The organism is Streptomyces sp. NPDC050743 (genome assembly GCF_044456925.1).
Lineage (GTDB): Bacteria > Actinomycetota > Actinomycetes > Streptomycetales > Streptomycetaceae > Streptomyces.
On the sequence record NZ_JBITGJ010000022.1, the window covers coordinates 18,292 to 37,777 of the forward strand.

Below are 19,486 nucleotides of genomic sequence, written 5' to 3' on the forward strand. Positions count from 1 at the left end.
GTCGGGCAGCCAGGTCTGTCACCTCACGAAGCGGTACTTCAGGGGGGTGGCCAGGGGCGTTTCGACCACCCTGACCTGCTCGACCCTCCGCTGCCCGGTACCCACGCCCTCGAACAGCCGCAGGCCTTCCCCGAGGAGCGCGGGCACCACGTGGAGCCGCGACTCCTCGATGAGCCCTTCCCTGAGGTACTGCTGCACCGTGCTCGCTCCGCCCGCGATGTCGACGTTCTTGGCGCCCGCGGCGGCCTTTGCCTGGTCGAGGGCGCTGTGGACGCCGTCGGTGACGAAGGTGAAGGTCGTACCGCCCTCCTTCACCCCCCAGAACTCCTGGCTCGTGTCGTACATCATCCGGCCCATGACCACGGCTCCGGTGGCGTCGAACCACTCACGGAGCAACTCGGAGTCGCGGTTGTCCTCCCCGCCGGCCATGCCCTGGCGCTCCCGCCAGCCGGCCAGGTTGTGGATCCACTCGAAGAGCGACTCGGCCCCGTCGCCGCCCGGGTTGTCGATGCTGACGTCGCTGCCGGCGACGTAGCCGTCGGCGTATCCGACAGCTCCCGATCGAGGGTTTCGCACCATCCGCTCAGAGCAGCGCCATACGGGAAATCGGCCGGCGGACACGATGTGGAGTGGAAACATGTCGTCCCATGCGCGCTGCGTACATCGAGGAGCTGGGTTCCGCCGACGTCATCCGGTACGGCGAGATTCCCGCGCCCCGGCCCGGCCCCACCGACGTACTGGTGGACGTCCTGGCCACCACGGTCAACCCGGTGGACACGTTCGTGCGGTCCGGGCTCTTCCCCACGCAAATCGACTTTCCCTTCGTCGTCGGCCGTGACCTGGTCGGCACGGTCGCGCAGACGGGCCCCGGTGTCACCGGGTTCCGCGCCGGGGACCGGGTGTGGTGCAACAGCCTCGGGCACGGCGGGAGGCAGGGTGCGGCGGCGGAGCAGGCGGTGGTGGCGGCCGACCGGCTGTACCACCTGCCCAAGGGAGTCGATCCGTACGCGGCGGTGGCGGCGTTCCATCCGGCGGCGACCGCCTATCTGGCTCTGTTCGTCCACGGGCGGCTCCGGGTGGGGGAGACCGTGCTCGTCGGCGGCGCCGCGGGCAATGTCGGCAGTGCCCTGGTGACGATGGCGGCGCGGGCAGGCGCCCGCGTCCTCGCCACGGCCGGCGCGCGGGACGCGCGGTACTGCGCCGAGCTGGGCGCGGCCGAGGTGTTCGACTACCGGGATCCGGAACTGACCGAGAAGATCCGCGGCGCGGCGCCGTCGGGTCTCGACCTGTACCTGGACACGGCCGGCGTCAACGACCTGCAGACCACGGTCGACCTGCTCGCCCGCAGGGGCCGCGTGGTGCTGCTGGCCGGCGCCCGGACCCGGCCCGTGCTGCCCGCCGGGGCGCTGTACATGAACGACCGTTCCATCGTGGGGTTCGTGATCTCCCACGCGACACCCGACGAACTCGCGGAAGCCGCAAGGTACATCAACGACCTGCTCGCCCGGGGTGCTCTGCGCCCGCGCAGCATCGAGGTCTCCCCCCTCAGAGCGGCCGCGGAGGTGCACGCCCGGATGGACAAGGGCGAACTGCACAGACGGCGGGCCGTCCTGCGTACGGACGTCACCTCCGCCGGCTGACGTCTGGGCCGTTCGCCGCCGGTGAACTGCCTCCGGGCCGCCGTTTGTTCAGGTGATGTGCCGCAGCAGCGCCGCGACCGCAGCGGGAGGCTCACCGTGCGGCCGTACCACCATCACCTTCCAGCTCGGTGCATGCCGGGTGAACCGATACGTCGTCAGATCGGGGAAGCGGTCGGCGATGGACCGGGGCATGACGCAGACACCCAGGTCGTTGCGGACCAGTTCGGACGCGGCCACGATGTCGTTGACCTCGAAGGTCGTGGTGCGCTCGACGCCGGCGGCGCGGAAGGCCCGGTCGACGGCGTGGCGGATCGCCCAGCCCGGGGTGAAGTCCACCAGGGGCAGCCGCGCGACCGTGTCCGGTTCGACGGCGCCCTCGGGAGCGCTCTCGGCGAGGTCCCGGCCGGGGGCCACGACCAGGACCATCTCCTCGCGGGACAGCAGCCGGGTGACGAGTCCCCGCTGCTGCTGGCGGTCCAGTGCCACCACCGCCAGGTCCACCGTGCCCTCGCGCAGGGCCTGCCGGATGTCGGTCACCGCCGCCTGCCGCAGCCGGACCACCACGCCCGGGTGCTCCGACCGCAGTGCGGCCAGGGCGTGGTGCAGCCCAGCCCAGACGCCCTGCATGATGCCGACGGTCACCCGCCCGCGCAGTTCTCCCTTGGCGGCGTCGACCGCCTCGCGCGCCAGTTCGGCGGCGCGCAGGGCCGCTCGTGCGGCGGGTACGAAGGCCTCCCCGGCCGGGGTGAGCGTCACCCGGTGGGTGGTCCGGGTGAACAGCGGGGTGCCCAGCTCGCGTTCGAGGGCGCGGACCGTGCCTGAGACGGCGGACTGGACCACGTGCAGCCGCCTGGCCGCGGCCGTGAACCCGCCTGCGTCCGCCACCGCGACGACGGCTTCCATCTGCCGCAGGTCCATCATCCGCTCCCGTCAGGACGCAGTGCCCATGCCTTGGGCATCATGGATCTTCGCTGCATGGTATGCGGGCGGACGCCGTTCGCCGGGGCCTGGACCTCCGCGAGAATCCTTATGCGGCGTCCCGGGCATGACTCCGGTGCTCCTTCCGGTGCTCGGTGAGCCAGTACAGGAGCGCGAGGACAGGGAGGGCGGCGCCGAGTGCCGTCACCGCCGTCCAGCCACCGGAGTGGTAGGTCAGCGAGCCGAGCTGGGAGCCGAGGGCGCCGCCGAGGAAGAAGGTGGCGATGAAGGCGCTGTTGAGGCGGGCCCGGGCGTGGGGGTCGAGCTGGTAGATGGTGTGCTGGCCGAGGATCAGGGTGGCCTGGACGGCCATGTCGAGCAGGATCGCGGCGAGGGCTATCAGGACGATGTGGTGCCGGCCGAACCCGGCGACGGCGAAGGCCAGCGCGGCGAGGACGAACGCGGCGCCCGTCATGGGCCGGGTCAGCTTGCGGTCGGCCCACCGTCCGGCCAGCGGAGCCACGCCCGCGCCGGCCGCTCCGACCAGGGCGAAGACACCGACGCCGATGGCGGAGTAGTGGAACCCGGGGCCGGTGAGGAGGTAGGAGACGGTGGTCCAGAAGGCACTGAAGGCGCCGAACATCGCCGCCTGGTACAGCCCGCGGCGCAGCAGTGCGGGGTGGGTGCGGACCAGTTGCAGGGTGGAGTGCAGCACGCGGACGTACGGGATCGCCGTGGTGGGCGCGTGCCGGGGCAGGGCCGAGCGCAGGGTGACGGCGAGGACGGCCATCAGGACGGCGGAGCCGAGGTAGACCACGCGCCAGCCGGCGACGTCGGAGACGAGGCTGCTCAGGGTGCGCGAGAGCAGGATCCCGGTGAGCAGGCCGCTCATCACCCGGCCCACGATCCGGCCGCGGGAGTGGTCGGGTGCGAGGGTCGCGGCGAACGGGACCAGGATCTGGGCGACGACCGAGGTGGCGCCGCTGACCAGGGACGCGATCAGCAGCACGGGGAAGTTCGGGGCCAGCCCGGCCGTCACCAGGGCGACCGTGGTGACCGTCAGCAGAGCCGTGATCAGGCCCCGCTTCTCCAGCCGGTCGCCGAGCGGGACCAGGAACAGCATGCCGATCACATAGCCGACCTGGGTGAGCGTGATCAGCCAGCCGGCCGCCGCCGTACTGGTGTGGAAGACCTCGCGCAGCGAGGAGAGCAGGGGCTGGGCGTAGTACAGGTTGGCGACCGTCATGCCGGCGGCGACGGCCAGCAGCGCGATCAGCCGGCCCGGCACACCGGGTGCGGGCTCGGTGCTGGTCGCACCCTGACGTGGGGTCCGGAGTTCGAGGGACTGGGGCACGGTGACCTTCTTCTGGCCGGGAGCCGGTGAGGGCCGGCTCGGCGGGATGCCTGGCGACGATCGGGCAGCTTCCTCGCTGCTCGCACAGGCACAAGCGCCGCGCCGCCCCCTTCTGCTTCCCTCTTAATCGCGATGGTTCGGGATGTCGGTCATCTCTGATCGAGATGACCAGCGGGTAACCGGTCCCGTCCGCGAATCCGTATCAGATGATTTCTGGACAAACGCGTAATTTGGTCAGCACTACGAGCGTCGGGTCGAGCCGGGGGCCGGCATGGATGGACATCCGGTGCCGGGTGTCTATGATCATGGCATCATAGTTGAATATAGAACTACCCCTCCGGGAGGCGGTCCACGGTGAGCAACGTCGAAACGAAACCCACGGAACTGCGGTGCGGTGGCGCGGTGGACGCCGAGCGGTCCACCCGGGCCGCCCGGGTCGACGTACTGACCCCGCGCGACGTGCCCCTCGGCGGTCCCCGGGCGATGACCGTACGCCGCACGCTGCCGCAGCGGGCCCGGACCCTGATCGGCGCCTGGTGCTTCGCCGACCACTACGGCCCCGACGACGTCTCGGTCACCGGCGGCATGGACGTCGCCCCGCACCCCCACACCGGGCTGCAGACGGTGAGCTGGCTGTTCACCGGGGAGATCGAGCACCGGGACAGCATGGGCAACCACGCCCACGTACGGCCCGGCGAGCTCAACCTCATGACGGGCGGGTACGGCATCAGCCACTCGGAGGTCTCCACACCGCGGACCACCATCCTGCACGGCGTACAGCTGTGGGTCGCGCTGCCGGAGGGACACCGCCACACCGAACGGGACTTCCAGCACTACGCACCCGAGCCGGTGCTGACCGGCGAAGCCGAGATCAGGGTCTTCCTGGGCTCCCTCGCCGGCCGGGTCTCCCCGGTGCCGACCTTCACGCCCCTGCTCGGCGCCGAGATCGTCATCCGGCCCCGCGCGACCCTCACGCTCGCAGTGGACTCCGCCTTCGAGCACGGCCTGCTGGTCGACCAGGGGGAGGTGCGCCTGCTCGACACCCAGGTGGGACCTTCGGAGCTGGGCTATGTCCCGCCGGGCGCCGAGGCGTTGACGCTGACGAACGAGTCGGACGACATCGCGCGGACGGTGCTGCTCGGCGGAACCCCCTTCGAGGAGGAGATCGTCATGTGGTGGAATTTCATCGGGCGCAGCCACGAGGACATCGCCAAGGCCCGGGAGGACTGGCAGAACTCCTCGGATCGCTTCGGCGCCGTCGAGGGGTATCCGGGAGACCGTCTGCTCGCCCCCGCCCTGCCGAACGCCGTCATCACGCCCCGCAGGAATCCGCCGCGCCACTGACCCGTCCCGCCGCGTGCACCGAACCCCATCCGAAAGGCATCCCATGAGCCAGCCCTCCGCCGCTCCGACCGTCGAGCACAACGAGGTCAAGCACCGGTACGAGATCCTGGTCGACGGCAAGCGCGCCGGACTGACCGCCTACCGCGACCGCGGCGAGCAGCGCGTCTTCTTCCACACCGAGGTCGACGAGGCCTTCGCCGGACAGGGCCTGGCCTCCCGGCTGGTCCAGGAGGCGCTCACCGACGTGCGGGAGGCCGGCAAGCGGATCGTGCCCGTCTGCCCGTACGTGGCCAAGTTCCTGAACAAGCACGAGGAGTTCGCGGACATCACCGACCCCGTGACCCCCGAAGTCCTGCGCTGGCTGGACACCGAACTGGGCTGACCGCGGGTTCCGGCCGGCCGCCGCGCCCGGCCACCCGATGCCTGAACGCACCGACGGCTGCGCGCGAGGACTCGCACGCTCGGTGTCGGTGAGGACGACGCCCAGGCCCGGCGGCGTACACCCCGCCGACATCCGCCGTACGCCTCGGCGCGGCAGCTTGGGCCCATGACGTACGAACCTCTGCCGTCCGTGGACGAGCTCATGGCTCTGCTGGCCGACTGCGCGGACGTCTGGGACACCCCGGACCGGTCGGGCGACCCGGTGGACATCCTGGACCACGGGCTCCAGGTCGCCGCCCTGCTCGCCGTGAGCCACCCGGACGACGAGGAATTGCAGGTGGCCGGGCTGGTCCACGACATCGGCCACTACCTCGTGCCCGCCGACGAAGCGGGACACGGCGGGCACGCCGTGGCCGCGGTCGAGGACCTGCTGGGGCCGCGGGTCGCCCGTCTGGTCGCCGCGCACATCCCGGCCAAGCGCTACCTCGCGGCCGCCGACCCGCTGTTGGCGCTGTCGCCGGAGAGTGCCCGCACCCTCGGCTGCCAGGGCGGTCCCATGACTTCGGCGGAGGCGGCTGCCTTCGAGGCGGACCCCGACTTCCCGGTGGCGATCGCACTGCGTCGCGCCGACGACGCCGGCAAGGTCGTGGGCCTGGCGGTGGCTGCGCTGGAGTCGTGGCGACCGGTCGTGGAGCGCGTCGCCGCCCGCCGTCAGCAGGGCGCGCAGAGGCGATCAGGGGCCGAGGCCGTCGGTGAATCCATCCCTTGTCGGATCGTTCAACAATCGATTACGTTCTGACCGTGATCGACCTCAACGCGGACCTCGGTGAAGGCTTCGGCCGCTGGACCCTCACCGACGACGACGCCCTGCTCTCCGTCGTGACCAGCGCCAACGTCGCCTGCAGCTTTCACGCGGGCGACCCCGCGGTGATGCGCCGCGTCTGCAACCTCGCCGCCGAACGCGGCGTCCGGATCGGGGCACAGGTGTCCTACCGGGACCTGGCCGGCTTCGGCCGCCGGGCCATGGACGTACCGGCCCACGAACTGGCGGCCGAGACGGCCTACCAGATCGGCGCACTGCGGGTCTTCGCGCAGGCCGCCGGGGCCGAGGTGGCCTACGTCAAGCCGCACGGCGCGCTCTACAACCGCACCGTGCACGACGCCGAGCAGGCCGCGGCCGTGGTCGAGGGCGTGAAACTGGCCGGCGGCGCCCTGTCGGTCCTCGGCCTGCCGGGGTCGGAGCTGCTCGCCGCGGCCGAGCAGGCGGGTCTGACCGCCGTACCGGAGGCCTTCGCGGACCGCGCCTACACCTCCTCGGGCACGCTCGTGTCGCGGCGCGAGACGAACGCCGTCGTGACCGACGAGGACGTGGTGGTCCGGCGCGCGCTGGCGTTCGCGGTGGACGGCGCGGTCAAGGCCGTGGACGGTACGACGGTCGTGGTGACCGCCCGCTCCCTGTGCGTCCACGGCGACACCCCGGGCGCCGCCCGGATCGCGGCGCGGGTGCGCGCGGCCCTGGAGGCGGCCGGGATCGAGGTCGGGGCGTTCGCATGACGGAGAGCCGGTCTGTGCAGGTGCGCCTCGCCGGGCGGCACGCGCTGCTCGTCGAGCTGCCGGACGCCGAGCACACCGGAGCCTTCCACGCCGAACTCCTGCGGCGGCGCGCGGCGGGCGCGCTGCCGCCCGTCGCGGAGATCGTGCCGGGCGCGCGGACCGTGCTCCTGGACGGCGTCCCCCACCCGGAGGAGCTGGCCCGCCACATCTCCCACTGGGACGTGCCGACCCGGGCCACCGACGACAGGGGAGTCGTGGAGATCCCCGTACGCTACGACGGACCCGACCTGGCCCATGTGGCCGCCCTGTGGGGCGTCGCCGCGCACGAGGTCGCCGCCCGGCACTCCTCCTGCACCTTCCGCGTCGCCTTCTGCGGCTTCGCCCCCGGCTTCGGCTACCTCACCGGCCTGCCCGCCGAACTGCACGTGCCGCGCCGCGACACCCCCCGCACCCGAGTCCCGGCCGGCGCGGTCGCGCTCGCCGGCCCCTACAGCGCGGTGTACCCGCGCGCCACACCCGGCGGCTGGCAGCTGATCGGGACCATGCCGGACCCGACCCCGCTGTGGGACCTCGGCCGGGAGGAACCCGCCCTGCTCACGCCGGGGACGCGGGTGCGGTTCGTGGCGGCGGAAGGGGCGCCATGACCGTCAAGCTGACCGTCGTGCGCTCCGGCGCCCTGACCACGGTCCAGGACAGCGGCCGTCGTGGCCACGCCCACCTGGGCGTTCCCCGCTCCGGCGCCCTCGACGCCGCCGCCATGAGGCTGGCCAATCTGCTGCTCGGCAACGCCCCCGGAGCCGCCGTCCTGGAGACCACCCTGACCGGCTGCGCCCTGCGCCCCGACCGGGGCGTGAGTGTCGTGGTCGGCGGAGCGCCGTGCCCCGTGACGGTCGACGGCCGGCCGGTGGCCTGGGGCGTGCCCGTACGGGTGCCCGCGGGCGCCGTACTCGACGTGGGCGGGGTGACCGCGGGCGTGCGCTCGTACGTCGCCGTCGCCGGCGGCATCGCCGTCGCGCCCGTCCTCGGCAGCCGTTCCACGGACCTGCTCTCCGGACTCGGCCCGGCGCCGGTGCGGGCCGGGGACGTCCTCCCGCTCGGCGCCCCCGCCCGGCAGCCGGCGCTCCCCGACAGCGCCCCCTGGCCGGCGCCGCCGACCGAACTGACCCTGCCGCTGCGGCTCGGCCCCCGCGCCGACTGGTTCACCCCCGGCGCGCTGCGCACCCTCACCTCGGCGACGTTCCGCGTGTCGCAGCACAGCAACCGGATCGGCCTGCGCACCGAAGGACCGGCGCTGGAGCGCGTGTCGACCGGTGAGCTGCCGAGCGAAGGCATGGTCCTCGGCGCCGTGCAGGTGCCCCCGGACGGGCGCCCGGTGGTGTTCCTGCACGATCATCCGACCACCGGCGGCTACCCGGTGATCGGCGTCGTCACCGAGGCCGCCCTGGCGGCTGCCGCGCAGGCCGCGGCCGGTACGCCGATCCGCTTCACCCCGGGCTGACCGGAGTGCCGGGCCCTCGGCGGTGGGTGATCCTGTAGGGGTGGGTGGTGTCCCAGCCCGCCGGATCAGGGCGGACTACGCCGTCTCGGGCCGCCGGGCGATACGCGTGACGCTGGTCGCCGCGGCCGGTTTCTACCTCTTCCGCTACGGCCTCGGCCGTCCTGTCGCGGCCACCTACGCCCTGTTCGCGGCCGTGGCACTGGGCGGACTCGCCAAGATCCCGGGCACCGGCCGGCAGCGGGCCGCGACGGTGCTCCGCCTGCTTCCGGTGTGCTGGCTGCTGGTCGCCGTCGGCACGTATCTGTCCGTACGGACCTGGAGCGCCGTCGTCGGCATGCTCGCGGTCGGCTTCGCGCTGGCCTTCGCCGCCGTGGGCGGTCCACGCCCGGCGGGGGCGGCGCCAGGCCTGCAACTCCTCTACATCCTCCCGTCGTTCCCCCCGTACGACCCCGGCACGCTCGGCGAGCGCCTGACCGGGACCAGCACCGGACTGGTCCTCTTCGTCGTCGCCGAGGCGCTGATCTTTCCCGAGCCCGGCCCGCCGTCGTACCGGGAACGGGCCGCCGACGCCGTGCGGACCGCAGCCCACGACGCGACCCTCCTCGCCGCACCGCCGTACGCCCTGACCGCCCCCCACATCCGGGAGGCCTGGGAGGCCGGCCGGTCGCTGCGGTCCCTGACCGTGCCGGAGGCGGAACGCCCGGCCGGGGCAGGCCTGCGCGACCGCGCCCTCGCCCACACCGGTCTGGCCACGCGCACCCTCCTCAGCCGCCTGGCGCAACTGCCCGCACCACCGGGCGGGCGGCCCGGCCCCGAGGTGAGTGCCGTACTGCGGGCCGTCGCCCGGCTGGCCACCGCGACCGCGGACTGCCTGGGGACCGGACCGTCACCGGTCGCCCCGTACGAGGACCTGGTCAGGGCACGCGCGCACCTGTCGGCCGTGTCCGCGGGCCCGGCCCCCGCCGGGGATCCGGCGCCCGCAACCGCTCGCGCGCCGGACTTCCCGCCCGCCGTGCTGCGCCGGCACGCCGCCGTGCTGGAGATCGCCGACGCCGCGCTCGCCATGGCCCCGGCGGCCGATCTCGCCGTACGCGGAAGACACGCGGCGGTGGAGAGCGCGCACGGCCGCTTCTGGTACGCCGGGACGTGGGCGCCGATCCTGTGGTGGCACCGGCTGCGCGGCCACGCCGGGCGCCGGTCGGTGTGCTTCCAGAACGCGGTCCGGATCGCCCTGGCGCTGACCGCGGCCCGGCTCGTGGCCGGCGTGGACACGCTGCCCCATGGCTTCTGGGCCATGCTGGCGACGCTCACCCTCACCCGGACCACCATGGACGAGACCTGGCACACCATCCGTCTGGCGCTCACGGGCACCCTGGCCGGGGCCCTCGTCACCGCCGGGGTGCTGAGCCTGGCCGGGACCGACACCACCGTCTACGCCGTCGTCCTGCCGGCGTGGATGCTGCTCGCCTTCACGGTGGGACCGGTCAAGGGCGTCGGCTGGGCACAGGGCCTGTTCACCGTGCTGGTGGCCCTGGTCTTCGCCCAGCTGGCCCCGCCGACCTGGCGGCTGGCGGAGGTGAGGGTGCTGGACGTGCTGGTCGGCAGCGCGATCGGCGCCGTCTTCGGACTACTGGCCTGGCCGCGCGGCGCCCATGACGAACTGCGCCACGCGGCGGAACTCCTGCGCCGGGCCGCCGAGATCGTGGTCGCGACCGGCGCCTCGGTGGCGGGCGGCGCTGCGGCGGCCGTACCGTCCGGGGCCTCCGGACACCGGTCGTTGCAGAGCGCGGTCGTCCTCGCCGAGTCCGCGTACGCGCAGTTCCAGAGCGAGCCGACACCCTTCGGCGGCGCGGCGCGCAGGCCCGCCCCGCGCACCGTGGACTGGCAGGCCACGCTGATGGCCGGGCACCACACCCTGTGGGGCTCCGAACGGCTGTTGGCGCCGCCGCTGAGCGGCCTCGGCTCCGTGGCGGCCGAGTCCGTCAGCGGGCTGGGGGACCGGGTGGCCGCACGGATGCTGCTGGTGTCGGCCGCCCTGGATCCCGGAGCGGACACCCCGACCGGGCGGTTCCCGCTGCTCGATCCGGCGCTCGTGGGTTCCGTCCCCGAGCCGCCCGGCACGCCGCGCCTGTACTACGCGACCGTGTCGTGGCTCGACTCGCTGATGACCGACCTGACCCGGATCGCACAGGGCGGCCCGGAGGCCGGACCAGGCCCACCCGCGCGGTGACCGCGCCGCTGGACCCGGACATGGCCGGGGCGGCGCCGTTTGGCCCACGTCAGGGCGGGGGACACGGAGCCGCATGTTCCGAACCATCGCGCGTGGCTGTGCCGCCGGGGCTGCCGGCACCACCGCGTTGAACGCCGTGAGCTATCTCGACATGGCGTTGCGCGGCCGGCCTTCGAGCAGCACCCCCGAGGCCGTCGTGGAGAAGATCACCACCAAGGCGGGACACCCGGTCCCCGACGGGGAGGGACGGGACAACCGGCTGTCCGGACTGGGGGCGCTGTCGGGCACCGCCGTGGGAGTCGGCACGGGCGTCCTCGTGGCACTGCTCCACCGCGCCGGTCTGCGGCCGCACGCCTGGCTCGGCGCCGTGCTGACCGGAGCCCTGGGGATGGCGCTGGCCGACGTGCCCATAGCCGGCCTGGACATCAGCGACCCGCGCACCTGGTCGCCCGCCGACTGGGCCTCGGACGCGATCCCGCACCTCGCCTACGGCCTGGTCACCTACGGGGTCGTCGCGTCCGCGTGAGAACGCGCCGCAGCCAGCGGGTACGGGCCTCGCGGGCGTCCTGGCTGAGCTCCGCCCGCGGTGCGAAGGTGTCGAAGCCGTGGCAGCCGCCGGGCCAGACGTGCAGTTCCGCCTGGCCACCGGCTTGCCAGAGCGCCTGCGCGTAGGCGACGGCCTCGTCCCGCAAGGTCTCGGCCGACCCGACCTCGACATAGGTCGGGGGCAGCCCCGACAGATCGGTCGCGCGGGCGGGAGCCGCGTAGGGCGGCAGGTCCGCGGCACCGTACCGGTCGCCCAGCACCGCCTGCCACGCGGTCGCGTTGGAGGTCCGGTCCCAGGTGTCGACGCCGGCCATCTGACCGCTGGAGAACGTGTCGTCGCGGTCGTCGAGCATCGGGCACAGGAGCAGTTGCCCGACCGGGCCGGGCCCGCCCCGGTCACGGGTGAGCAGGGCGAGCGCGGCGGCGAGTCCGCCGCCGGCGCTCTTCCCCCCGACGACGACACGGCCGGCGTCGATGCCCAGCTCCGCCGCGTGCGCGGCCACCCACACCAGCCCCGCGTAACAGTCCTCCACCGCTGCGGGATACCGCGCCTCGGGCGCCAGCCGGTATTCGACGGAGACGACCGCCAACTCCAGGGTGGCGGCCCACTCGCGAAGGAGCCGCGGCAACACGGACCAGGCGTTGCCCGTGATCATCCCGCCGCCGTGCATGTAGTACAGCAAGGGCAGTGGCCCGGCGATCCCCGCGGGCCGTGCGCTGACCAGCGCGACGTCCGGCCCGTCCGGCGGCCCCGGCACCCGCAGCTCCGCCACCTCGAAGCGGCCGCCGGCCCGGAGATCGGCCACCGTCGGCCTGGGCCGCCCGGCAGCATCCCGCGCCTGCCGGGCCGCCAGGTTCTCCGGGGTGAACGGCTCCCGCACATCACGCCCCGAACCCGCCAGCGCGAGCGCCAGTTCGGGATCGAGCGGAGGCGCGCCCCCAGCCGTCGCGACAGGACCCGGCTCGCAGGGCATGGCGGCACCGGCGTCCGCGCGGCCCGGTCCCTCACCCGCCGGGCATGGGCCGTCGGGGCGGGCCGCATCAGGGCTCATCCGAGTTCCCGTGGCCCGTACAGCGCACTGCCGGCTTCGGTGGACAGCGCCCAGTACCGGTCGCCGAAGGACCAATGCCACCATTTCCCTGATGATTGGATGTGTTCAAGCATCAAGGGAGGAGCGAGTGTGAGTGAGTGGCATGTGGTGTGGGTGCCCGACCCGGGCCGGTGAAGGACGCTTCCTGAAGCGGGAGTGTTGGGGGTCGAGGACCTTCCGACGGCGGTCGAGCGGATCGGCTTGATGCCGGGTTATCCTGTCTTCATCGCTCCAGATTTCACCATCGACTCCGACCTGTTGGAGTTCGTTCTCTCGAAGCACTTCCGCTTCCTTGCACGGGAGACGAAGCGAAACTACGCCACGGACATTCGGATCCTCCTGACGTTCCTGTCGTCGCGCGGGATCGACTGGCGCCGGGCCTCCGAGCAGGACCTGCTGAACTACAGGACCTGGCGCTGTGATGCTCCGCAGAATCCCGAGCGAATCAGCGGGTCGAAATGGAACCGTGAGGCCGCCGCCTTCACCCGCCTGTTCAAGTGGGCGAGGGTGAGCCCGCGGCCGGTGGACGCGTCCCGGCGGGAGGACCGTGCGGCTGACTCGGTCAGTGCCCGGGTGTCGTGGCTGACACCGCGTACGTGGAGCTTATGGTCGGACGTCGGCCTGCGCGGTCACGGCCGTGACGGGGTGCCGAGTTGGGGATGGGATGCGCGGACCGAGGCCCGTAACACCTCGTTTGTGCAGTTCATCTTGAGTTCGGGGCTTCGGCGACAGGAAGGCGGGTCGCTTTTGACGTTCGAGCTGCCCGCTCAGCAGTTGCAGCACGGGCGCTACCAGCACGGCCAGCTCGCCGGGGCGGTGACCCGATCAAAGAACGGCCGTACCTTCTACACCTCGCTGGATGCCCTGCGGCAGGTCGAAACCTATGTGCAGTCGGAGCGGGCTTGGGCGGTGAAGCGCGCTCAGCAGGTGGGCCGCTACGAGCGGGTTGAGCAGATGCGCCTGGTCACGAAGGTGACCCGCGGCCGGGCACCGAGAGTCTTCTGGGTGGACCGAAATGGTGTCGAGGGCCATCAGTACTTGACCCATCTGGGCTGGCGGGAACGGCAGTGGTTGTTCGTCGAGGGCCCGGAGGGGCCGGAACCTGCGTGGCTGTGGCTGACCGAGCAGGGCTTGCCGATGCTTCCCGACCGTTGGAACACGGTGTTCACCACGGCGAACCTGCGCTGCGAAGAGGTGCTGTTGTCCCCCGCCGAGCGGGAGGTGAGCCGGAACCTCCGAGCCGCAGAGGTCCGGGGCCTGACTCCCGCTGGCCAGGCGCCTTCGAGCCACCGCCGAGCACCGCACCAGCACCGACACGCACCACGCCACCGCCCAACCCGCCGAGGACCTGTCATGACCGAGCAATCCACCGACGAACGCGCACGCATACGGGCCGCTATCGACCGGCTCCTCGCCGGCCAGCCCACAACCTCCGACGGCGCGCTGACTGTCGTTGCCCTCGCGGCCGAGGCTGGTGTTCACCGCATGGCCCTCCAGAAACGCCACGCAGACCTAAAGAACGAGTTCTATGAGCGCATCCGCATGGAGACGAAGCAACTCCCGGAATCGGAAAGGCGACTCCGGAGAGCCGTCTCCGACCTGAAAGAAACTGTTGCCACGCAGAAGGCCGAGATTACGGCACTCCGGCACCAAGTTACTCAACTCGCGCTCGCGAACGCCGTCCTCACTCATCAAGGTAAGAAGCCGGAGAAGCGCCCGGAAGAGGCACCGGACAATGTCATCTCCCTCCATCCGACGAGAAAGTGACCACCAGCCGTACGCTGCCTGTGGCATGGCTGGATGGGCGGCCGCAGTGGCGGGCATCTGCCCTTCGAGGTACTACTGCCCGTAGCGCCGACGCGCGAGATGGACGGTGACGTCGGCGACAAGCTCGACCGTCTCAGGCAGAACTCGCATGATCTGACCGAATACCTGCTCTTGCTCCGAGAACGGCAGTATGAGATAGGCCGAGATGGTCGAGAGATGGCCAACGTAGTCACGAGCGCTCATCGTCAAGCGCCGTTCGATCACCGATTGCTGAACATCGGTGAACCACACAGATCGTTGAAGCTCCGTACCCGGCCATTGCATTTCCTGCTCCGGAGGCGTCCCGTCCGGGGACGGAACCTCATCGCTCTCCAGGAACGGCGCCCGTGCCGCGCGAACAGCTTCCTCCACGGCCGGGTCAGCCAGCCGGATCGGTCCGCCGAAGGAGGCGAACACGCCACCGGGTTCCAGCAGCGCAGCCATCCGTTGCCACCTGCCCTCCCGGTTCGTCCAATGCAGCGCTGCCGCCGCATAGACCAGCCCGTACTTCTCGCCAGGTCGCAGGTCCTCGAACGCGGCCTGCACCGTCCTGACGCTTGCCGGTACATGGCTCCGCAACTCGGCAAGCATGGCCCCGTCAGGCTCAGTCGCGGTGAGGCTGATCCCTTGCTGAGCGAACAGGCGGGTCGCCTTGCCTGTCCCAGCGCCGATCTCGAGCGCAGTTCGGACCGGCTGCCCCGCATACCCCATCACCGTGTCGAAGAGCTCCGTGGAGTACCCCGGTCGGAAGCGTTCGTATGCTTCCGCCTTTGCTCCGAAACTCAGTGCGCGACCAGACATGCCGAGCATCCTGGCACGATCTACGTCGTCAGTGCTCAGTCATTTCGCATGGCCAAGCCTGCCTGCGAAGTCTTCCCAGGACCTGCGGCTGACTCCCAGACTCTGAACACAAGAACTTGACTGGGAACACCATTCCGTGGGGTAGTTGACCAAGCCGACGGCACTGAGCGCCGCACCGAGCACACGCCGGTTGGCCCGCGCTGCGGGGCCGATCGTGGCGGCGTCCGTGTAGCAAGTGCCGTCGCTCTCCTCCGGGTTGGCGTTCACCCGCGTCCCCATGTCGAGCTCCCGGCCCTCGGCGTCGACGAGCGTGAGGTCCACCGCGGCACCGGCGCTGTGCGGCGCTATCTCCGGCGGCGACACATACCGGCTCGCTGCCTCGCGCACCCGCTCCGCCGGCCAGTCCGGGTGCGCGGCCCGCAGCGTGCCGGAGTACTGCTCGAAGTACTGCCGCTGCAGCGCGGGCGGCCGGTACCCCTCGACGAACAGCAGACGCAGGCCGTCCGGGAGCAGTTGCTGAGCCCTGAGGAGACGGATCAGCACCCCTTCCCGCAGATGCGCGAACGCCCCTGACGGTTCGGCCCGGCGCGCGTCCACGGCGAGGGAATTCCGCAGCCGGACGTCCACGAGCGGTTCATCGCAGTCGGTCACGGGGACGGCCGCGACCCTTGGATCCGACATCAGCACGATCTCGTTCATGCACCGATCCTGGCCGATCTTCCCGGCAACAGGCGGCCACCTGGGCGGCCTTGGCCGAAAGCCGTTGGCCCTGGTAGTCATGGCCTGTGCGATTCGAGAGTGTTCCCATGCCGGCCGCGGTCGAGGCACGGCCCCGTGACGCCCGTGGGTATCCGGTGCCGGCGATCACTCCCTGGGAAGGGGAGGAGCCGCAGTTCGCGCTGACCGACTACGAACGCAGCGCCGCATGCGCGCGGAAGCGGCTGTGCTCGGTGTGCAATCAGGGCATGCCACAGGGACCGGTGTGGCGTGTGGTGGGGGCCGTGGAGAGCGCGGCGATCGGGGAGGCACTGGCCGCCGGACGGCCCTACCGCAATCTCGCGCCGACCCTCGAAGGACCGGGCCACCGTGCGTGCATGCTGTACGCCTCGATGGTGTGTCCCTATCTCGCCCGGCCCAACGCCCGGCGCGGCATGTCGGCGGCGGAGCGGGACGACATGACCGCCCATGTGGTGCGGGGCGCGGTCCGGGGCGCCATGGGCGCGGTGGTGGGGTTCGCCGAGTACGAGTACGCCGTCACCGGCAGCCGGGTGCTCTTCCGGTTCCTCGACGTCGTCGAGTTCCTGCCGCACGACACCGCCGACGCGCACCTGGACGAACTGCGGGCCGAGCTCGCCCGGGCCGCGAAGTGACCCGCACTCCGCGCCCCGGACGCGCCCGGCCCGTGACCTTGTACGACTCGTACGACGTCAGGGGCGGTACGCCGCCAGGCCGACCGTCGAGGTGACCTTGACCGGATGACCCGTGCCGTCGGCCGGCAGGGTCACCGTGCCGGACGGGGTGCGCACCGCGAGGGTCTTGCCGTCGGGGGACCAGGCCGGCTCGGTGTAGTCGGTCGTGGCGTGCGGGGTGAGGTCCTTGACGTGGTTGCCGTGCGTGAAGTCCTCGACGAGCACGTGGTCGTGACCGGCGACCGAGCGCACGAAGACGACCTCCTCCTCGTTCGGGGACAGCGCCGGCTGGGAGCCCTGGGTGAGCTTGCCGCCCTGCTGGCGCAGGTAGTCGTCACGGATGTACACGGCGCCGTTGTCGACGTTGGCGTAGACCGAGGTGCCGTAGTGGCCGGCCGCGTTCGGCCAGACGTTGCCGGTCTGCGGCAGCGCCCCGCCCGGACCCGGCTCGGCGTTCAGGGACAACGTCTTGGGTGTGCCGTGGACGGCCTTGGCGGAGATGTACTTCAGCCGGGACACACCGCCCGCGCGCGCCGCGAAGACGAGGTTGTCCTTGGCGGGGATGTTGTACCGGGTGTCCTTCGCGGTCACCTGCCAGGTCGGGTGGGACCAGTTCTGGTTGCCGGGGTTCTTGGCCACGACCACACGCCCGCTGCCGTCGGGGTTGGCGATGTCCAGGTTGCCGGAGCCGTCGACGAAGGCCGCCTTGGCGCCGTCCGGGGACCAGGCGAGGTCCCGCACGGGTACCCCGAAGTTCACCTTGCGGCCGTTGATCAGCACGTACTTGGTGCCGTTGCTGATGGTCAGGGTGCCGTGCGAGGCGCCGGCGGCGGCCGAGGCGGCGCCGGAGACGCCCAGCAGCGCCGTGCCGGTGACGGCTGCGGCCACGGCGATGGCGGCCGCCATGGTGCGGGTACGGGTGGTCATGGCTTGATTTCCCCCAGAATGCACAGGTCAGGTCATTCGGTGAAGCCGAGCTTGACAGGGCCTGATCTTGGAACTGTCAGCTCTGTGTCACAGGCTCGTAACACAGCGTCCAGCTCAGTCCCGATCGCTTCCCGCAGCGCGTCGTGGTGCGGACCGAGGCGGAATCGCTCGTCCCGCCACCGGTCCGGCGGATACAGCCATACGGGCTTCCCCACCACCTCGGGAGACTCCCACTCGAACCGGGGCCAGACGTGGGCGTGCAGGAACGGGTCCGTGTTGCCGAGGATCTCCAGGTTCACCCGGCGGAAGGCGGGATCCAGCCGCCGGCAGGCCCGTTCCACGGCTTCTCCGAGCCTGTCCATGTCGGACAGGAACGCCAGCCGCTTGGCCCTCGGCAGCTCGGACAGCCGCTGAACACCCGGCTCGTCCACCAGGAGGACCGAGTAGCCCGGCAGGAACTGGACGTCGCCGATCACCGCGAACCCCGCCTGGAGCCGCCGTAGCACCGTCGGGTTCTCACCCCGCAGAGCAGCCCCGATCCGGTCCGTGCGCCAGTCGTCACTCATGGCCCCAACCTATGGCCTGGCCGTACGAGCGAGGGTGTGGCCTGCGTGATCGCTTCGGACTGCCGACAGGTCGATGGCCCGGTCGACGTCCCGCGGCCGCAGCACGCGCAGGATGCCTTCGAGCAGGTAGTAGTCGGCGTAGGGGAGGGAGACCTCGATTCCGTCCTCGGCCGGCCGGTTGCGGGTGCAGCGGGCGACTATCGCCTCCGCGCGGGCCGAGTTCCGCGTCAGGCAGGTCTCCGACAGCGCGGTGAGGATCCGCAGGGCGGCCTGCCGGTACTCGCGCCGGCCGGTCGCGGCGGACAGGTCGAGCAGCCCGCATGCCATGACCGCGCCGGCCGAGGTGTCCTTGATGTCGTACGGCGCTTGCGGCGCCTTGTAGTCCCACACCGGAATCTGATCCGGACTCAGCGCTCCCACGGCGAAGTCGGCGAGTTTGCGCGCCGTGGAAAGAAACCCCTGGTCTCCGGTGCGGCGATACATCGTGGTGAACCCGTAGACGCCCCAGGCCTGCCCGCGGGACCAGCACGAGGACGGGCTGTAGCCCTGGACGGTGTTCGGGCCGATCGGGGCGCCGGTCTCGGGGTCGAAGTCGAACACGTGGGGGGTGGAGCCGTCCGGGCGGGGAAAGACCCGTTGTGCCGTCTTGGCGTGCTCAACGGCGATGTTGAGGTATTTGTCGTCGCCCGTCTGCTGGCCGGCAAAGGCCAGCAGATCGAGATTCATGATCGTGTCCATGATGACCCGGCCCGCGTTGTTCGGGTCGTTCAGCGCTCCCCAGGCCCGGATGAAGCGGCCGCGCGGGTTGTAGCGCTGGATGAGCGACTCGGCCGCCTCGATCGCGCCCGTGCGCCAACTGTCGTCGCCGGTCAGTCGCCAGGCGGTGACCCAGGACGGATAGAAGAGGAAGCCGAGGTCGTGGGTGGACGTGTCGTGCCGGCGCGGAGCGAGTTTGCGGGCGGAGTCGAGCGCCAGCGTGCGGAACGCGTCGTCTCCGCTGTGGAGATACGCCATCCACAGCGTCCCCGGCCAGAACCCGCCGACCCAGTCACCGTTCTGGGAGTAGGTCCACTTCTCGAACTTCGTGCCGACGGGAAAGCCGGTCACTCCGGGCGCGACGGCGTGCAGTTTCTCCACCGCGTAGTCGGCCGCCGCGCGGAGCGCTCGCACAGCCGAGGCCGGGCTCCGGTTGCCGGACGCCTCCGCGGCGTCGGCGGGTGGGACGGCGGCTGCCGTGGCTCCGGCTGCCACGGCGAGCACGGTGCGCCGGGACATGCTCATGGACGGTCCTCCAAGTAAGCAATGTGGCTGGGGCGTTGAGGGAGTCTGGCACGGCAGCGCTCTCCGCGTACACCCACATGTGTGATGTTCATGTCCATGAATGCCAGGCCTGCCTGCGGAGCACAACTCCGGCCTGAGTA

At 71.6% G+C, this 19,486-nt stretch carries 20 protein-coding genes and 1 pseudogene; 11 read left to right on the top strand and 10 right to left on the bottom strand.

The features are described 5' to 3' along the window. Window positions 1-18: 18 nt before the first annotated feature. Window positions 19-579, bottom strand: coding sequence for a dihydrofolate reductase family protein (locus ACIBJF_RS21910; protein ID WP_399175869.1), 561 nt, complete (start codon window positions 577-579; stop codon window positions 19-21). A 68-nt stretch (window positions 580-647) separates the two neighbouring features. Here ACIBJF_RS21910 and ACIBJF_RS21915 point away from each other — a divergent pair, with 68 nt between their 5' ends. Beyond that, a complete protein-coding gene (locus tag ACIBJF_RS21915; protein ID WP_399175871.1) occupies window positions 648-1,640 on the top strand; it encodes an NADPH:quinone reductase in 993 nt (330 codons plus the stop codon). Window positions 1,641-1,688: 48 nt separating this feature from the next. On the opposite strand, the gene ACIBJF_RS21920 is transcribed toward ACIBJF_RS21915, so the two are convergent. Then, window positions 1,689-2,558 (bottom strand): LysR family transcriptional regulator, encoded by an 870-nt coding sequence (locus ACIBJF_RS21920; RefSeq protein ID WP_399175873.1) that lies wholly within the window; start codon window positions 2,556-2,558, stop codon window positions 1,689-1,691. Window positions 2,559-2,667: 109 nt separating this feature from the next. After that, window positions 2,668-3,846, bottom strand: a complete 1,179-nt coding sequence (locus ACIBJF_RS21925; protein WP_399176040.1) for an MFS transporter — start codon at window positions 3,844-3,846, stop codon at window positions 2,668-2,670. Between the two features lie 420 nt (window positions 3,847-4,266). On the opposite strand from ACIBJF_RS21925, the gene ACIBJF_RS21930 reads away from it, so the two are divergent. The 8 genes from ACIBJF_RS21930 (at window position 4,267) to ACIBJF_RS21965 (ending at window position 11,445) form a co-directional block, all read left to right on the top strand. Further along, a complete protein-coding gene (locus ACIBJF_RS21930; RefSeq protein WP_399175875.1) occupies window positions 4,267-5,256 on the top strand; it encodes a pirin family protein in 990 nt (329 codons plus the stop codon). Between the two features lie 43 nt (window positions 5,257-5,299). After that, entirely contained in the window at window positions 5,300-5,638 is a 339-nt protein-coding gene (locus ACIBJF_RS21935) for a GNAT family N-acetyltransferase (protein WP_399175877.1), read from the top strand. Window positions 5,639-5,803: 165 nt separating this feature from the next. Continuing rightward, a complete protein-coding gene (locus tag ACIBJF_RS21940) occupies window positions 5,804-6,436 on the top strand; it encodes an HD domain-containing protein (protein ID WP_399175879.1) in 633 nt (210 codons plus the stop codon). A gap of 2 nt (window positions 6,437-6,438) precedes the next feature. Further along, window positions 6,439-7,191, top strand: a complete 753-nt coding sequence (locus tag ACIBJF_RS21945; protein ID WP_399175881.1) for a LamB/YcsF family protein — start codon at window positions 6,439-6,441, stop codon at window positions 7,189-7,191. After that, window positions 7,188-7,835, top strand: a complete 648-nt coding sequence (locus ACIBJF_RS21950; protein ID WP_399175882.1) for an allophanate hydrolase subunit 1 — start codon at window positions 7,188-7,190, stop codon at window positions 7,833-7,835. Before ACIBJF_RS21945 ends, ACIBJF_RS21950 begins: the two co-directional genes overlap by 4 nt. Continuing rightward, on the top strand, window positions 7,832-8,689 hold the full coding sequence (locus tag ACIBJF_RS21955) for a biotin-dependent carboxyltransferase family protein (protein ID WP_399175884.1): 858 nt from the start codon (window positions 7,832-7,834) through the stop codon (window positions 8,687-8,689). Before ACIBJF_RS21950 ends, ACIBJF_RS21955 begins: the two co-directional genes overlap by 4 nt. A gap of 40 nt (window positions 8,690-8,729) precedes the next feature. Further along, window positions 8,730-10,919 (top strand): FUSC family protein, encoded by a 2,190-nt coding sequence (locus ACIBJF_RS21960; RefSeq protein WP_399175886.1) that lies wholly within the window; start codon window positions 8,730-8,732, stop codon window positions 10,917-10,919. 73 nt (window positions 10,920-10,992) lie between these two features. Further along, a complete protein-coding gene (locus ACIBJF_RS21965) occupies window positions 10,993-11,445 on the top strand; it encodes a hypothetical protein (RefSeq protein WP_399175887.1) in 453 nt (150 codons plus the stop codon). Here the strand turns inward: ACIBJF_RS21965 and ACIBJF_RS21970 are convergent. Continuing rightward, window positions 11,417-12,517 carry an alpha/beta hydrolase gene (locus tag ACIBJF_RS21970; protein WP_399175889.1) on the bottom strand — a complete coding sequence of 367 codons (1,101 nt, stop codon included), beginning with the start codon at window positions 12,515-12,517 and terminating at the stop codon, window positions 11,417-11,419. The genes ACIBJF_RS21965 and ACIBJF_RS21970 overlap by 29 nt on opposite strands. After that, window positions 12,514-12,603, bottom strand: a pseudogene (locus tag ACIBJF_RS21975) (dipeptidase); the annotation flags it as partial. The pseudogene ACIBJF_RS21975 and the gene ACIBJF_RS21970, both read right to left, overlap by 4 nt. A gap of 109 nt (window positions 12,604-12,712) precedes the next feature. Between ACIBJF_RS21975 and ACIBJF_RS21980 the strand changes: the two are divergent. Further along, window positions 12,713-14,323, top strand: coding sequence for a site-specific integrase (locus tag ACIBJF_RS21980; RefSeq protein WP_399175891.1), 1,611 nt, complete (start codon window positions 12,713-12,715; stop codon window positions 14,321-14,323). A gap of 72 nt (window positions 14,324-14,395) precedes the next feature. Here the strand turns inward: ACIBJF_RS21980 and ACIBJF_RS21985 are convergent, their stop codons facing one another. Then, the gene (locus ACIBJF_RS21985; RefSeq protein ID WP_399175892.1) at window positions 14,396-15,172 is read right to left on the bottom strand and encodes a class I SAM-dependent methyltransferase; all 777 of its coding nucleotides are present in this window, start codon (window positions 15,170-15,172) and stop codon (window positions 14,396-14,398) included. Window positions 15,173-15,202: 30 nt separating this feature from the next. Continuing rightward, a complete protein-coding gene (locus ACIBJF_RS21990; RefSeq protein ID WP_399175894.1) occupies window positions 15,203-15,862 on the bottom strand; it encodes a M15 family metallopeptidase in 660 nt (219 codons plus the stop codon). Window positions 15,863-15,969: 107 nt separating this feature from the next. Between ACIBJF_RS21990 and ACIBJF_RS21995 the strand changes: the two genes are divergently transcribed. Beyond that, on the top strand, window positions 15,970-16,533 hold the full coding sequence (locus ACIBJF_RS21995; RefSeq protein ID WP_399175896.1) for a hypothetical protein: 564 nt from the start codon (window positions 15,970-15,972) through the stop codon (window positions 16,531-16,533). 57 nt (window positions 16,534-16,590) lie between these two features. Here ACIBJF_RS21995 and ACIBJF_RS22000 read toward each other — a convergent pair whose 3' ends face one another. The 3 genes from ACIBJF_RS22000 to ACIBJF_RS22010 are packed head-to-tail and all read right to left on the bottom strand — an operon-like array spanning window position 16,591 to window position 19,346. Then, window positions 16,591-17,499 (bottom strand): hypothetical protein, encoded by a 909-nt coding sequence (locus ACIBJF_RS22000; RefSeq protein ID WP_399175898.1) that lies wholly within the window; start codon window positions 17,497-17,499, stop codon window positions 16,591-16,593. A gap of 32 nt (window positions 17,500-17,531) precedes the next feature. Then, the gene (locus ACIBJF_RS22005) at window positions 17,532-18,065 is read right to left on the bottom strand and encodes a diadenosine tetraphosphate hydrolase (protein WP_399175900.1); all 534 of its coding nucleotides are present in this window, start codon (window positions 18,063-18,065) and stop codon (window positions 17,532-17,534) included. A 9-nt stretch (window positions 18,066-18,074) separates the two neighbouring features. Continuing rightward, window positions 18,075-19,346: a glycoside hydrolase family 88 protein gene (locus ACIBJF_RS22010; protein WP_399175902.1), complete on the bottom strand. Its 1,272-nt coding sequence runs from the start codon at window positions 19,344-19,346 to the stop codon at window positions 18,075-18,077. Between the last annotated feature and the right edge of the window lie 140 nt (window positions 19,347-19,486).